The organism is Paenibacillus tyrphae (assembly GCF_024158745.1).
Taxonomy (GTDB): Bacteria; Bacillota; Bacilli; order Paenibacillales; family NBRC-103111; genus Paenibacillus_G; species Paenibacillus_G tyrfis_A.
Map to the genome: position 1 here is coordinate 283,458 of NZ_JAMZAW010000008.1, position 14,977 is coordinate 298,434.

The 14,977-nt window shown below is 49.8% G+C and carries 11 protein-coding genes and 1 pseudogene; 2 read left to right on the top strand and 10 right to left on the bottom strand.

The genetic code is table 11. The features are described 5' to 3' along the window. Positions 1 to 152: 152 nt before the first annotated feature. The 4 genes from NI000_RS14415 to NI000_RS14430 form a co-directional block, all read right to left on the bottom strand. Positions 153 to 1,115, bottom strand: a complete 963-nt coding sequence (locus NI000_RS14415) for an ABC transporter substrate-binding protein (protein ID WP_253411603.1) — start codon at positions 1,113 to 1,115, stop codon at positions 153 to 155. A 45-nt stretch (positions 1,116 to 1,160) separates the two neighbouring features. Then, positions 1,161 to 2,192, bottom strand: coding sequence for a FecCD family ABC transporter permease (locus NI000_RS14420; RefSeq protein ID WP_253411605.1), 1,032 nt, complete (start codon positions 2,190 to 2,192; stop codon positions 1,161 to 1,163). Then, positions 2,193 to 3,236 carry a FecCD family ABC transporter permease gene (locus NI000_RS14425; RefSeq protein WP_253411607.1) on the bottom strand — a complete coding sequence of 348 codons (1,044 nt, stop codon included), beginning with the start codon at positions 3,234 to 3,236 and terminating at the stop codon, positions 2,193 to 2,195. A 178-nt stretch (positions 3,237 to 3,414) separates the two neighbouring features. Beyond that, positions 3,415 to 4,749 carry a Tm-1-like ATP-binding domain-containing protein gene (locus NI000_RS14430; RefSeq protein WP_253411609.1) on the bottom strand — a complete coding sequence of 445 codons (1,335 nt, stop codon included), beginning with the start codon at positions 4,747 to 4,749 and terminating at the stop codon, positions 3,415 to 3,417. 245 nt (positions 4,750 to 4,994) lie between these two features. On the opposite strand from NI000_RS14430, the gene NI000_RS14435 reads away from it, so the two are divergent. Continuing rightward, the gene (locus tag NI000_RS14435) at positions 4,995 to 5,825 is read left to right on the top strand and encodes a phosphoenolpyruvate hydrolase family protein (protein WP_253411611.1); all 831 of its coding nucleotides are present in this window, start codon (positions 4,995 to 4,997) and stop codon (positions 5,823 to 5,825) included. 21 nt (positions 5,826 to 5,846) lie between these two features. Here the strand turns inward: NI000_RS14435 and NI000_RS14440 are convergent, their stop codons facing one another. Further along, a complete protein-coding gene (locus NI000_RS14440) occupies positions 5,847 to 7,070 on the bottom strand; it encodes a phosphoenolpyruvate hydrolase family protein (protein ID WP_253411613.1) in 1,224 nt (407 codons plus the stop codon). Between the two features lie 103 nt (positions 7,071 to 7,173). Next, positions 7,174 to 9,324, bottom strand: a pseudogene (locus NI000_RS14445) (thioredoxin domain-containing protein). A gap of 349 nt (positions 9,325 to 9,673) precedes the next feature. Here NI000_RS14445 and NI000_RS14450 point away from each other — a divergent pair. Next, positions 9,674 to 10,363, top strand: a complete 690-nt coding sequence (locus tag NI000_RS14450) for a hypothetical protein (protein ID WP_253411615.1) — start codon at positions 9,674 to 9,676, stop codon at positions 10,361 to 10,363. 471 nt (positions 10,364 to 10,834) lie between these two features. On the opposite strand, the gene NI000_RS14455 is transcribed toward NI000_RS14450, so the two are convergent. The 4 genes from NI000_RS14455 to NI000_RS14470 all read right to left on the bottom strand — a co-directional run bounded on the left by NI000_RS14455 (position 10,835) and on the right by NI000_RS14470 (position 14,920). Then, positions 10,835 to 12,175, bottom strand: a complete 1,341-nt coding sequence (locus tag NI000_RS14455) for a hypothetical protein (protein ID WP_253411617.1) — start codon at positions 12,173 to 12,175, stop codon at positions 10,835 to 10,837. Positions 12,176 to 12,524: 349 nt separating this feature from the next. Next, on the bottom strand, positions 12,525 to 12,884 hold the full coding sequence (locus tag NI000_RS14460) for a phage holin family protein (RefSeq protein ID WP_253411619.1): 360 nt from the start codon (positions 12,882 to 12,884) through the stop codon (positions 12,525 to 12,527). A gap of 68 nt (positions 12,885 to 12,952) precedes the next feature. Further along, positions 12,953 to 13,708 (bottom strand): hypothetical protein, encoded by a 756-nt coding sequence (locus NI000_RS14465; protein WP_253411621.1) that lies wholly within the window; start codon positions 13,706 to 13,708, stop codon positions 12,953 to 12,955. Positions 13,709 to 14,527: 819 nt separating this feature from the next. Then, a complete protein-coding gene (locus NI000_RS14470; RefSeq protein ID WP_253411623.1) occupies positions 14,528 to 14,920 on the bottom strand; it encodes a RidA family protein in 393 nt (130 codons plus the stop codon). Positions 14,921 to 14,977: the final 57 nt, after the last annotated feature.

Sequence of the window (14,977 nt, forward strand, 5' to 3'; positions counted from 1 at the left end):
AGCGGACATTTCCCGAAGACAAAGGCGGCCGCTATCGCTTCTCCAGTGGATACCCCACCTCCGTTTGCATCTCTATTTTCGTAAAAGCCCACTTTCTCAACACTCTGACCGCCGGACTTGATCGTTCGGCGGTCTTTCCTATGTGATAAGACTTAAGACTTTTTAAGCATAGACACAATCTCTTGCAGCTGCTTCTCGATATCATGCGGCGTGTAGCCGAACCATGTATCGAGATTCAGCATGTATACCCGGTTGTTTTTGACGGCAGGCAGGTTCGCCCATAGCGCGGTTTTCGAAATTTCATCCAGCCGCTTCTTGGAATCGTCATCGCCAAATACCGACACGAACAAATAATCGGAGGCATACTCCGGAAGCAGCTCCAAGGACACCGGAACAGCCCAGAAGTTCGGATCCTTCTCGATTTCTTTCTTCACCAGTGGCGGAGGCGTCAGCTCCAGCGCTTTGTAGATGGTAAAGCCGAAATTCCGTACGCCGTACACGTAAATTTCCTTCGGGCGAATGTTATAGATCGCCGCCGTTTTTCCCGGTTCGATGATGCTCTGAATCTGCTCCCGTATCGCTTGGAATTTGGCCCGGAACGCCGTGCTCCAAGCTTCGGCTTCGCTTTGGCGGTTCATGATGTCGCCCATGACCTTGACATGACCGAACACGTCGTATTCGTCCCACGGAACGACGACCGTCGGAGCGATTTTGGACAATTTATCGTACGTATCCTGGTCGACATCACTGGCGATGATCAGCTCCGGCTGGAGCTCCAATATTTTTTCGAAATTGTATTTTCCGATATCGCCGATATTTTCAATCCCATCCGCTTTCTCTCCGAGATCCTTAAGGAGATTGGACGGGCCGCCGAGCGGCTTGACGCCAATGGACAGGAGCTGGCTGACATATTGGAGTGTAACGACCTTTTCCGGCTTGACGGGAATTTTCGCCTCCCCCATCGCGTGCTTGTAGACGCGCTCCGACGCCGGCTTCGCGCCGGAGCTATCGGCGGAAGCGGACTGCTTGGAATCGGGTGAATTGGCCCCGCAGCCTGCGATCACTACCAGGATCAGTAAAAACGCAGCGATGTAGGAAAACTTTAATTTTCTCATTTTAGGGACTCCCCTCTTGAACCACTGCTCTCGAGTACTCTTGATTTATCTCGCTCTGGCAAGCAAGTAAAGAAAGTACGGCGCGCCGATGATCGCAACGACAATTCCGGTAGGAATCTCCGCAGGCTGGATAATGACTCGTGCAATCGTATCGGCGACGATCATCAGCAGGCCGCCGACCAAGGCCGAGGCCGGAAGCAGGATTTCGTGCTTCGGTCCGATCAAGCGCCGGGCCAGATGCGGACCAATTAAGCCGACAAAGCCGATGCCTCCCCCTACCGCGACGCAAGCGCCGGCAATCCCGACGGAAGCGGCAAGCAGACCGAGCCGTTCCTTCTCAACGGGCGCGCCCAAGCCGGTCGCCATCTGTTCCCCGAGATTGATCACATTAAGGACTCTGGCTTTATAAAACACATAAGGCAACAGCACGATCAGCCACGGCAGCAGAGCGACGACAAACTTCCAGTTCGAACCCCAGATGCTTCCCGCCAGCCAGACAGCGACAAACTGGTAATTTTGCGGGTTCAACCGCAGCGTCAGCACCACCATTAAGGCGCTGATGCCTGCTGCGACGGCAATCCCGGTAAGAACCAGACTTGTCGGCGACAAGCCTTCGTGCTTCTTGTATGCCAGACCGTAGATGATCGCCGCGGTGACGCCCGCCCCGACGAAAGCGAGAATCGGTAGAAATAAAACGGGCGCTGCCGTCTTCGACGGGAAAAACGAGATAAAGAGCACGACCATCAAACCAGCGCCGGCATTGATCCCCAGAATGCCCGGATCGGCCAGCGCATTGCGGGACAGCCCTTGCAAAATACACCCCGAAACGGCCAATCCCGCCCCGATCAGCACCGAAATAACGATGCGGGGCAGCCGGAAATCGAACAAAATGAGCTCCTGCTTCGCCGTACCTGCCCCGAACAGCGTTCGGATGACATCGAGCGGTGACAGCCGGGTGTATCCGGTGTTCATGCTGACGAGAAAAGCAAGCACAATCAACACGCCCAGAACGGATAAAACCGTGACGGCCTGAATTTTTTTGCGGCGTTCCGTCGCTCCCATTTTCACTGCTTCCATCTACAGTTCCCTCCTCTGCTTGCGCGCCAAGTAAAGGAAGAATGGAACCCCGATCAAGGCGATCAATGTGCCGATCGGCGTCTCATACGGCGGATTGATCATTCTCGCCCCGATATCGGCAATGACCATAAGCAAGCTGCCGAGCACCGCGGAGCAAGGAATGATCCAGCGGTAATCGACGCCGACCAGCGACCGGGCAATATGCGGAATGACGAGCCCGACAAAGCCGATCGCACCGACCGCGGAGACAGCCGTGCCTGCAAGCACCAGCACGACAACGGCACAAGCCAGCTTCACCCAGCCCGTACGCTGGCCGAGACCCGTCGCCACTTCGTCGCCAAGACTCAGCAGCGTAATCGACCTGGAAAGCAGCAAGGCGGCGATCAAGGCGGCAATGACCCATGGAGTCATGATTTTGAGCTGCAGCCACTTCGTCCCGGCTACCCCGCCGGCATACCAGAAAGCGAGATCTTGTCCGATGTTGAAGTAAATCGCGATCCCCTCGCTGATCGCAACAAGAAGTGCAGTGACAGCAGCGCCAGCCAAAGCGAGCCGGACCGGCGTCAGGCCGTTTTTGGACATGGAACCGACCCCGTACACCATAAACGCCCCGACCGCAGCGCCGAGGAACGAGTACAGAATCAACTGCATGAACGGCAGCCCCGGAAAAAAGGCAAAGCAGAGAGCAAGCACGAACCCCGCCCCCGCATTCAGGCCGAGCAGCCCCGAATCGGCAAGCGGATTGCGGGTCATCCCCTGCATAATCGCTCCGGCAACGGCGAAGCAAGCGCCGACCAGCGCCCCGGCAAGCGCCCGCGGAAGACGCAGCTCCTGAATAATCTGATGCTGGGTAATGTCGGGATTAAACCGAAACACGGCTTCCCATACGGTGGAAAGCTGAATATCCGCCGCACCGACGGAAACCGACAAGGCCAGCCCCACTAACAAAACAGCAAGTCCCGCAAACAAAACAATCGTTGCCGTTACCGGCCGGGATCGCAGCTTCGATGTGGATTGGGGCACAGCCTCCGTATGTACGCTCATGAGAACCATCCTTATCTTTGCTGGAATGAAGAGGTTTTTGCCTCGTGCACCATGATACTGATAATCATTATCAGTAAATGATTATACATCCATTATCCATTTCCGTCCATACTTTCAAGCAAGTTTTGGATAACTATGCCAGCGAAGTAAGAAGTCGTACCATGCCCCTGCACATGTCTTAAAGGAACAATGTGATGCAATCCGCACGAACGTCTGGGGTTAACCGCAATATAAAAAGCGGCCTTTCCGGGCCTGGAGCCTCTAGAAAACGCCGCTTCTGATCTTTTTCGCTTATCTGATTTATTTTTTTCATCAATTCGATTAGTTTCTTCGCCATAGCCAAAGCAAAGGCTTCGTCATTGACGTTATGCTCCAGCTCAACCAATTCGACACGTTCCCGGTCAAGATTCGTTCTTAGGGCATCAAACAGTGCTGCGTCCTCTTCCGGTCCATAAAAGGGCTGACCCTCGTTATCGATCAGCGAAACTCCTTTTAGAGGCAGGAATAACGCGCAAGGACCGGTCGAACGGTTCAGTTTAGAGGCGATGATTTGACCCAATTGCCGGTTTTCATCCACATTTGTTCTCATTAACGTAATGGTCGCATTATGCTTGTATAGATTTCGGCCTGCATACTTCTCCGGAACCGTATCCATCGCTCCGAAATTCACCATATCCAAGGCGCCGGTCGATACGACCTGCGGAATGCCTGCCTTCGCTGCCGCCTCCAAACGGCTCGGTCCGGCCGAAAGCACGCCGCCGGCCAGCTCGTCGCACCACTCCGTTGTGGTGACATCCAGCACCCCTTCGATAAAGCCGCTTTCAATCAACGCCTCCATCGCCATACCGCCGCTGCCCGTTGCATGGAAAACCAGCACTTCATACCCTTGCTGCTCCAGGTATTCTCTTGCTTTATTTACACAAGGCGTGGTCACTCCGAACATGGTCGCCGCGATCAAAGGCTTATTTTCCAATTGCGGCGGAACGCCCTTCGCCATTCCGGCAATGGCATAAGCGGCGTTGGCAAGGATGTTGGCAGACAACCGGTTAATGCCCGAAATATCGACGACCGAATACATCATCGTAATATCTTTTTCCCCGACATAGGGCCTCGTATTTCCGGACGCAACCGTGGATACCATGAGCTTCGGGACGCCGACCGGGAGCGCTTGCATCGCATACGTGCCGATGGTCGTGCCCGCCGATCCTCCCAGACTGATCACGCCGGCAACTTCCTTGTTCCGGTACAGCTCTGCCACAAGAGCCGCAGCGCCTTTCATCATCACATCCATCGCATAGCCCCGGTCATCCTTCGCGACCAGCTCCTGAAGCGACGCCCCTCCTGCACGAGCGACCGTCTCGTTCGAAATGTCGGCATCCCAGCTTGTGCTGCCGATGACTCCCGTATTCATGACAATCGTGGATATACCCGTGCCTTCGATGATATTTTTAATAAATAAAATTTCCTTCCCCTTCGTATCGAGGGTACCGATAATGACAATTTTCCCAGTCATTGATGTGCCTCCTCTATATATTTTTTGTGTGATTGGCGGCGCTTACATATCTCTACTCTACTATCGCAGAATCGGACGGACAAAAGAATAGATTTAGGTAACATCAAGTAGGATTATGATAAGCTTTTCGGTTAGACCCTACCATAATACTAATTGAAATTACAATAATCTATGGTTTCGTGCTGCGCTTTCGGCCATACTGTCAGTACGGACTCATACTTATCTTGAGAAATGGAGACGATATCATGCTTTCGACAAGACAACGTATACTGGCAGCCCTGCAGGAGAAGGTCAAGCAAGGCGGCTACATTATCGGCGGCGGCGCAGGTACCGGAATTAGCGCCAAGTTCGAAGAAGACGGCGGTATCGATCTGATCGTCATTTATAACTCGGGAAGGTTCCGGATGGCCGGACACGGTTCTTTAGCCGGACTTATGCCGTATGGGGATGCCAACTCGATCGTATTGGAAATGGCGAGCGAAGTTCTGCCGGTTGTGAAGAAAACGCCGGTTATTGCAGGGGTATGCGGTACGGACCCGATGCGGGTCATGGGCCGTTTCTTGAAACAGATCAAAGACGAAGGCTTTGTCGGCGTCCAAAACTTCCCTACGGTCGGACTGATCGACGGGAACTTCCGCATGAATCTGGAAGAGACGAACATGGGCTACGATAAAGAAGTCGAAATGATCCGTTTGGCGCATGAGGAAGATTTGCTGACGACGCCTTATGTGTTTTCCGAGCAGGATGCGATCAAAATGACGAATGCCGGCGCAGATATTCTTGTCATTCATTTAGGTTTGACGACTTCGGGAACGATCGGGGCCCAAACCGCCAAGACGTTGGACCAATGTGTCGAAGAGATTCGATCCATTGCGGCTGCGGCTATCAAGGTAAGACCAGACATTTTTATTCTGTGTCATGGCGGTCCGATTGCCGAACCGGAGGATGCCGCCTACGTGTTGGAAAAATGCCCGGAAATTCACGGGTTTTACGGGGCGAGCTCCATGGAGCGTTTGCCTACCGAACGTGCGATTCGCGAGCAGACGCAGCGTTTTGTCAGCTTGCGCAGAAATTAAGAAACGGCCATATCCCAAGGATCAATTCCTTGGGATATTGTTATTTTTATGGGAGATTTCTTTCCACTCGCTTGGCGTCATGCCGGTTTCCTTTTTGAACAGCCTGCTAAAATAAGACGCATCCTCATAACCGACCTGCCGGGCTATGTCTTGAATGCTGCTGTGTTCCTTTTTCAACAAATCTTTGGCGGTGCCGATTCGCGTCTGAATCAGCCATTCGGAGAAGCTGATCCCCATTTTCTTTCTGAAGAGCTGGCTCAAATAGTTGCGGTTCAGATGAAGCTCTTTGGACAAATGATCGAACGTGATCGGCTCATGAAGGTGCATGGTCACATACGAGGTGATATAGCGGACATAGTCGGCTTGCTTGATCGCTGTGTGCAAGTCCAACTGCTGTCTGAGCTGTTTGTTTTCCGACTTGACCTCCTGGTATTTCTTGAACAGCTCCGTCACCCGGATGATGCTTGCCTCTGTCGGAATTCTTTCAAAGCTGGACCCGCCGATGTAGCCCATCGCTTCCGTATGGTTGTATATGTACTCCGCATTTTCTGGGGAATTGACAGGCCCTCCGTAGACGAGCTTGAAAATGTCCGGATTGACCGTTTCGGCGGCTTTAAAGATTTTGTCGGATAGAACTGCGCTCTCTTCTAGACTTATGGCGAGCTTGACTCCCGAGCTTCCGCCTTTGGTAAATCCAAGGTGTGCGCAAATGATATGTGCCCCGGCAGCAGACATCTGAGCAGCCTGTTCTTCATTAAAGACAAACGCAATCGTAAACAGACCCTTCTCGCTGGCTTTACGTATGGCGGTAACTTCCATGTCGAAGGATATCCCCGCTTCCTGGAGCGCTTCGCCAAACACGCCGTCGATCAGTCCGACCGTCGGGTAATTGGTAATTCCTACAAATCCCGCATCGCGGATCTCGTCCAAGTAATCGTCCAGCACAATTCCCGGATCGGTGGCGCATAAGCCAAAAATACATGGAATGGAGCTTACATTGCGAAGCACCTCTTGGATGCCTGTCTCCATGACCATCTCGTTACTGTTGCCGAAAGGAAGGAGGCTGGCTGTCGAGCTATACCCCATTAAGCGAAAGCGCCCCGCATTCAGGACCAGGATAAGGTCCGCGCCGCCCGTTTCGGCATATTTGGCAAAAAGGCCGCAACTGACGGCTGCGCCTATAATATGTTTGTTTTGTTCTACCGCTTGGTTAAGCTTGTGTATGATCCTTTTCAGATCTTGCATGAGAGTCAGTCCTTTTTGTCAGTTACCTCTATTTTACCACCTCTCTGCTTTTCAAGGTATTTTCATGTAAAAAAGAGAGCCGTAGCTCTCTTGGACAAAGGTATTAAAAGTCACTCTCGTCGCTGCCGTCCTGCAGCAGCTCACGCAGTTCCTCCAAGTCGCTCACGGGCGACTGGCAAGCATAGTTCTCGCAGACGTAGGCCGTCGCCCGTCCGCCGAGCGGCCGCTTGTCCTGTACGAGCGGGATCAAGCGCCCGACCTCCTCCGCCCCGGCAACGCCGACCGGATGCAGAATCGTCAGTGCATTCGGCAGGAAGGCGCGGTGCACCTCGTGGATCATCGCCTGCGTCTCTTCCTTCGCCGGGTCGCCTGCAATGACGATTTCCGACGGCGCACCGAATGCAAAATCGACAGCCATCAGGAACAGTGCGTGCCCGGACGGATACTTTTCCACCGATCCGGCGAACGCTTTCAGTTGCTCCTCCGCTTTCTGAGACAAAGCCGCGTCGTACGTGTAACGTGCAAGCTTGTGCAGGTTAAGCGCCGCAGCAGAATTGCCCGACGGCATCGCGCCGTCGTAAATCTCTTTCGGCCGCGTGAACAGCCGTTCCCCGTCCTCCCCGTAAAAGAACAATCCGCCCTTTTCCTCGTCCCAAAATAAGCGCAGCATGTCCCTGTTCAGCTCTACCGCCTGCTGCAGCAGTGTATGATCAAATGAAGCTTCGTACAGCTCGATCAAGCCCCAGACAAGGAACGCGTAATCGTCGACGTACCCGAGGTAAGCTGCCTCGCCGTCTCGGTATCGTGCCAGCAGCCTGCCGTCTTCGCGGCGCAGCTTCGTTAGGATGAAATCGGCCGCTTTGCGTGCCGCCTCGACATACTCCGGCTTATGCAGCGCCTTGGCCGCCTTCGCCAGTGCCATGATCATTAGCCCGTTCCATGAGGTCAAAATCTTGTCGTCCTTATGCGGATGAATCCGCTGTTCCCGGTGCTCGAACAGCTTCCGGCGGGACGCTTCGAGCCGTGTGTTCAGCTCCGTCACGTCCAACTGCATCCGCCGCGCGGACGTTTCCACCGTCGCATCGATCAGATTCGGGATGCTATGTCCTTCGAAATTGCCCGTGCCGGTAATATCGTACACCTGGCAGTACAGCTCGCCTTCCTCTTCGCCGAGCACCTGCGTCACCTCATCCGGCGTCCATACGTAAAATTTGCCTTCCTCGCCCTCGGAGTCGGCATCCTCCGCCGAATAAAATCCGCCTTCCGGGTCGGTCATATCGCGCAGCACATAGGCGATAACCTGCTCGGCGATATCCGCGTACTTCCGCTTGCCGGTCGCTTGGTACGCTTCAATATACGTCATCGTCAGCAGCGCGTTGTCGTACAGCATTTTCTCGAAATGCGGTACCAGCCATCGCTCGTCTGTCGAATACCTCGCAAAGCCGTATCCGATGTGATCGTACAAGCCGCCGCGGTGCATCCGGTCCAGCGTATTCTCGACCATGGCCAGTGCTTTTGCTTCTCCCGTACGCTTCCAATACCGAAGCAGAAACGACAAGTTGTGGCTCGTCGGGAACTTCGGCGCGTCCCCGAAGCCGCCGTAGGCCGGATCGTACACCTCTTCGTAAAAGCGATATGTACGCTCCAGGATATCGTTCGACAGCTCGCCTTCCAGATTGGCGATCATCCGCCTCTGTGTTTCTTCGACGATCTGCTCGCCGATCTCCGCGACCTTCGCCGGGTCCTCCCGCCATTTGCCCGCGAGCTGCGGTAAAATATCCAGGAGGCCGTGCCGCCCGTGCTTGCGTGCCTTCGGGAAATAGGTCCCTGCGAAGAATGGCTTCTTCTCGGGCGTCATGACGATCGTGAGCGGCCATCCGCCCCTCCCCGTCATCGCCTGACAGACGGACATGTACAGATGGTCCACGTCCGGCCGCTCCTCACGGTCTACCTTGACCGCTATGTAATCGCGGTTCAACAGCGCGGCAACCTCTTCATCCTCGAAGGATTCTCTTTCCATGACGTGACACCAATGGCAGGTAAAACTAATCACACTTCTTTCATCGTATTAGCCCGAAGGCTAGGAATAGCCTATGGACAAGAATACCGGTTTGCCTTCGCGTGCAGATTTACTAAAAGCTTCTTCTCCCCACGGGAACCAATCTACGGGATTATGAGCATGTTGTAATAAGTATGGAGATTTTTCATTAATGAGCCGATTTGTGTATTTATGCTTCACAGTTTCATCACGCATTCTCTAACACTCCCTAAAGGAATATTGTTACATTTTGAGTATATCCCTTATTGAATTTAAAAACAAAAAAGACAATCAACTTTATCTGAGCGATTGTCATATGGTACTCTTCCTCAAACCAACTATACTAATCTATTGCAATCATCTTAGAATCTATTAGAAAAAGAAATTGAGAATTCTGTCCATGTTCCCATTTGATCAACGGCGTGTTTCCCCAATTGATTTCGACCAGGGGCGAAGCTCCGAAAAGAGAGATTAATTTATCATTTGCAAGGGGGACAAAAGCTGTCGCTATCTTTTTGAATGAAGAATAAACTGAAAAAAAAAGATTTCAAGGAGGCCGTTTCTTATGAGCAATATACCAGGCCCTCCGGGACCAACCGGATTAACCGGCCTTACAGGCCTTACGGGACCAACCGGCCCAACCGGTCCTACAGGTCCTGTAGGGCCACCTGGACCCCCAGGCCCTTTCGTTCCTTTCCGCAGCGCCTGCTCGCGATTTCCCGCGAGTACATTTACTTTTTTTAACCGAAACTTTATCAGTATCCCCGATAATAGTCCGGCAGTACCTTATCCTTCTACGATTACCGTTTCGGGACTATCAGGCGTAATTGCAAAAGTAACTGTATCCCTGTTTTCTCTTTCGCATTCAGATCCTGTTGATATTGCCATGTTGCTGGTTGGACCGGACGGTTTGACAAACACCATTTTGATGTCAGGTGCAGACGGAATTACAAATATTAATTCTTTGAATCTAACCTTTGACGATGACGCTGAGAATTTTCTTCCAGCTAATAGCGCCATCACGTCCGGTACTTACAAACCTACGAGCTTATCTTTAGTCAACAACTTGCCTGCCCCGGCGCCAACGTCATCACCTTCCGTCGCGCTAAGCAATTTTAACGGCCTGTCTCCGAATGGCATATGGAGCTTATTCATAGCTGATCAGACATTAACGGGTAGCGGCAATCTGTCCAGAGGCTGGGCTATCAGTATTAAAACACCCGAGACGGAAATATGTACCTACACCCTTTTATGAGTGGAATAGCCGATTTTGTTCTCTTAGTCCTCTAGTTCTCAGAAACTGGTAAGCCATTTTTATCGAAAGATTAGCTTTAAACTCTTTTGTACTCGGAACGATATGTTGTTGTTTTACCTTTCCCATACTAATATTTACTCCTTGTGATTTTTTAAAGTAAGGTATTGTCCCTAGTTCTTCTAACCTTTGTGCTGCACTAGGTTCATTATAAAAGTTATAATAATTATAATGCACTCTTAGTAAGTCGCTGCTTCAATAAATGTTTGAACTTGAATTTGTGCTTGAATTTTGCTGACGAAGGAGTTGTGAATGAGCTATCGTTTGTCCCACCAAAAAAGCATTGGCCTGCGACCTGAAGTTCCACTATGGAACATACAGATTCACAGGCCAAGTACATTTTCATTCGTGGTGGTGGCCATCAGGCCATGTTAGTCGGGACAGCCCCTTACTCCAAAACTTTCTCACGGATGCTTAATCGCTCGTAAATTTCGCCAAAAGGACGTCATAATTGCCGTTGGAACTGTCCTTTTGGAACGAACCCGTAACCACATAACCGCCGTCATTGGTCGTTGCCACACGTTTGCCTATTTCGCCAGTGTTCCCAAAATCATACATATTCGACCATAATGCATTTCCTGCGTTGTTGATTTTCATCAGCACCAAATCTTCTTTACCCACTAGCGGACTCGTCAGCCCGGTCACGATATAATTGCCGTCCTTGGCCGCTTTGACATCATTGGCAAAATCGCCATTCGTTGAATGAAACTGGTTCGCCCACAACTTGCCCCCCGAAGTGCTGACCTTAGTTACAAAGATGTTATACCCCTGAGAACTGTTTGGTTGACCGAAGTTGTTGATGGACCCTGCAGCCACATAGCCGCTGCTCGTTGCGGCAACACCTTGTAGCATGGAATATTTGTCCAGGGTAGATTCGAATTCCGTCCCTCCGGAGCCGGATACTTTTACCATCAGTCCGTACATCGATTGTTCCGTCCCTCCTGGGATGGTTTGCTTGATGGTTTTATATCCGACGCCCACATAGCCGCCGTCCGGCGTTGCGCTTACGCCGTAAAAGCGGTCTTCCAGATTTACCTGACCGTATGTCCGGCTCCATTGAACATTGCCGCTAGCATCCACTTTAAGCATGAAAGCATCAGTCGTATGCTGGCTGTCTTCCTTGGCGCCGACAATGACGTAGCCGCCGTCATGCCCGATTTCCATCGCTTTAGCCTCTTCTTGGCCTGGACCACCATATGTTTTTGCCCATTGTATCGCTCCATTGGCATCTGTCTTCGCCAAGTAGATATCTTTAGAACCGCTCGCATTGCTTGTCCCGGCGATGATATACCCACCGTCGCTCGTTTGCCGAACCTCGGCACCCGTTTCTTCTGCGGCCCCGCCCAGCGCATATGCCCATTGAAGCGTCAGGGATGCGTCCGTCTTGGCAAACAGGATATCCTCGTTTCCATTAACCGTGGTAGAGCCTACGAACACATAGCCGCCGTCGCTTGTCTGCACGACGGATTCGCCGAAATCGCGCTGCGAGAAGTTGAATGTAGTGCCTTTCTGGAGCGCTGGAGGAGCAAGGCTTGCCGATGGCTGAAGTGTAGAAAGTGAATTTTTCCCATCTGCGTTTTTGTTTTGGCTGAGTAGATTGGTGACCTTGACCTCTGCATTTTTGACGGGTACCTGACTTGAGGCTTCAGGAAGACTATCAGTTGTCGGTAGGCTAGATTCATGGGCAAAAGCAACTTGAGCGGAAAGCAGCAGTGCAGCAGTTAAAGAAGAAAGTACAGGAATTGACTTTTTCATAATAACCTCCCATTTTTATCATAAATATTATATACAAGTATATTTTAACATATTTTTTGATATAAAATCAGAAAATATATTTCAAAATAGTTAACGTTTTTCCACTTTTTTCTTTTCCTTAGCGACATGACATATGAAACCGTATAAGGACAAGCGCAAATGCCCCCTGCCCTCTCCGCAAACAATGCTAATGATCTATGAAACTATAAAAACAGAATCAATAAATAGGTTCTTGATACAGTGTTTTGACAAGAATATGTTCCGATAAAATAAAAAATCCGCGATTTACGCGGTATTTAATCGGCCTATATTCTTGTTATCCGACACCAGTATAATACAATCTTTTTAATCAATCCTTTTTGTCATTTACTTTCACAGTAAAAATGCTTAATACAATGGTTAGAATCACATATGTCCAAAAACCATGAATTTCAAATCCCGTGAGATATCTATCAAGTAACCATAACTTAATCGGTGTTAACACAAGTGAAGCTACGATTAATAATGGCGTTGTTAAACACCCAATCCCAACTACAATTGAAATGAAGGAAATCGTCAGTAGGAAGCCATAAATGAAACTAATAACAAACATAAGCACTGTTGCAATTATTAACGTTTTGGTATCTGAAATGGATATATACTGGTTAAAGTAATAATTCCCACACCAGAAAACAAAAAATGTAACAAGTAAGTTGAGTAGGTTTCTCAATTACAGGCCTCCTTACTTTCCTTGATATCTCTTTCCTCTTTATAGATATTATAAACATGGGCAGCAAATTACAAATTTCCTTCGATCGCAATTTCATCCGCCTGCTCCATCGTTGCTATCACCCAACGACTGACATAATCAATAAATTCGGCGCTGGATGGGTTATTGATTGCAATTTTAGCCCAGTGGTTCAAGATCACTTTCCATTCCGGTTTACTAATAAAATTCATGCCGGTATCATCAAAACTCTCAAAGCCTGCCTCCTTACGTGGATATACCTCCTTGATTCCTTCATATAAAAGATGAAAATCCACACGATATATCCATAAGCCGACCCCCAAATTTTCACGCCAATGCCCCTTCTCATCTTCAGCATAGGGGTATAAACCATAGCCAATTTTCCCATCAGCACGATGATGAAATTGCCGTACCTCGATGAGCTTTTCTTTTTGGGTGATATATATTGTCAAAGTGGGATGCCCCATATGCTCTTTCATTTGCAAGACGATTTTCTCGAATTGCTTCTGTCTGCTGTTATCTTCCAAACGATTAAAAAAGCTGCATTTCAATAAAAAATGCCCACTCCATCTCTCTTGCTCCGTCCATTTAAATTGAAACAATTCTTTAGTCGTTCGGTCTGGTCTTCCTGCATTGATCCATTCGAAAAAAGCCGTTTCCTCTTGTACAGCTGTTATAGAAGAACCCGTCTCAACAAGAAAGAAGTGAGCTGTGCCAAAATACTCTATCAAAAACGACTTGATCCGTAATTTTTGTTCGTGAAGTGTCAAATAAGATGTGCAAGCAATCTCAGTGTCATAACGCAATAATATAGCTCCCTTCTATTCGCCAATTACCAGTTTATTATACTAGACTTGATAAGATCTGACAGCGATATTTGCTTCATCAGCCATCATAGTAATGGAATCATTGTGCTCGTTAATGACTGTCGCATCCTTAAATTCCCATTCATAATTTCAGGTACAGGCACGAAAGCACGAGAGTAGACATTACAATACCACATACTCCTTATGCCTGATAAAAGATTCATTTTCTTAAACAAAATCAAAAAAGCCACTATTTAATAGCGGCACGTTTGCCCTTTCGGCAGCAAGTGCTTGGGATGATCAAAGCTAACGAAAGTGACATGAAAACACAAGGAATTTTTTTTAAGCATAATACACTAAAATGTACATTAAGAAGGGACAGACTTTTGTCTGCCCTAAATGGTTACTTAAGAATCGTAAATTCATAAAGTACATTATTGTCGGTATCACGAATCAATGCCTTCCCTGGTTTTACTGCTTTAACTTTCGTATAACCTCTGTCGCAATTAGATGTTACATCGATATATCTGCTACCGTCTTCTACAGATACAGATGCATTATAGATTTTATAACTACGATCACCATTATCTAGAGCTAGAGACTGCGAAGTTATGGTATTTTCTTGAGGAGCTGCTTGTGCATTATGTGCAGACAAAGGTGCAATCAGGGAAGCTAACAGACCAAAGTGCCGCGCGAACCGGGGAAGTCGGGGGAGTCGGCGGAGTCACAATTGTATCTGTGGCTGTATCGAACGGGACGTATGGGGTCCGCCAATCGTCCTGTGCTACTCACGGCGGCGAGCCGACCGCGGCGGCCGGGTTAGTCGGTGTGTGCGACGGCGCGGATTTCAATCAGTTGGTGAGGGAACGCCAGACCCGACACGCCGATGAGGGTGACGGCCGGCCGATGGTCGCCCACATACTCCTTGTACAGAACGATGAACTGCTCGAAATGCTCTTGCGGGTTTGTTAGAAAGACCTCCATCTCAGCAATGTTCGACCTCGTGACACCAAATCCCGCCAGCACGCGATCGAGGTTCTCCAGCGTCTGCCGGGTCTGTGCCTCGATATCGCCCTCGCCAACGAACGCGCCCTGCATATCGTGGGAAAATTGTCCCGAAATGTAGATGTTGCCTTTGACGCTGTAACCTTGGGTGACGCCGAAAGCTTCTTCCCATTCAACACCATGATTGTAGGTTTTAGCAGTAGTCATTTTTTTCTCTCCTTTACTTCAAAGTAAGGTTAGTATAAACTGAGCAAAAATAAAAAA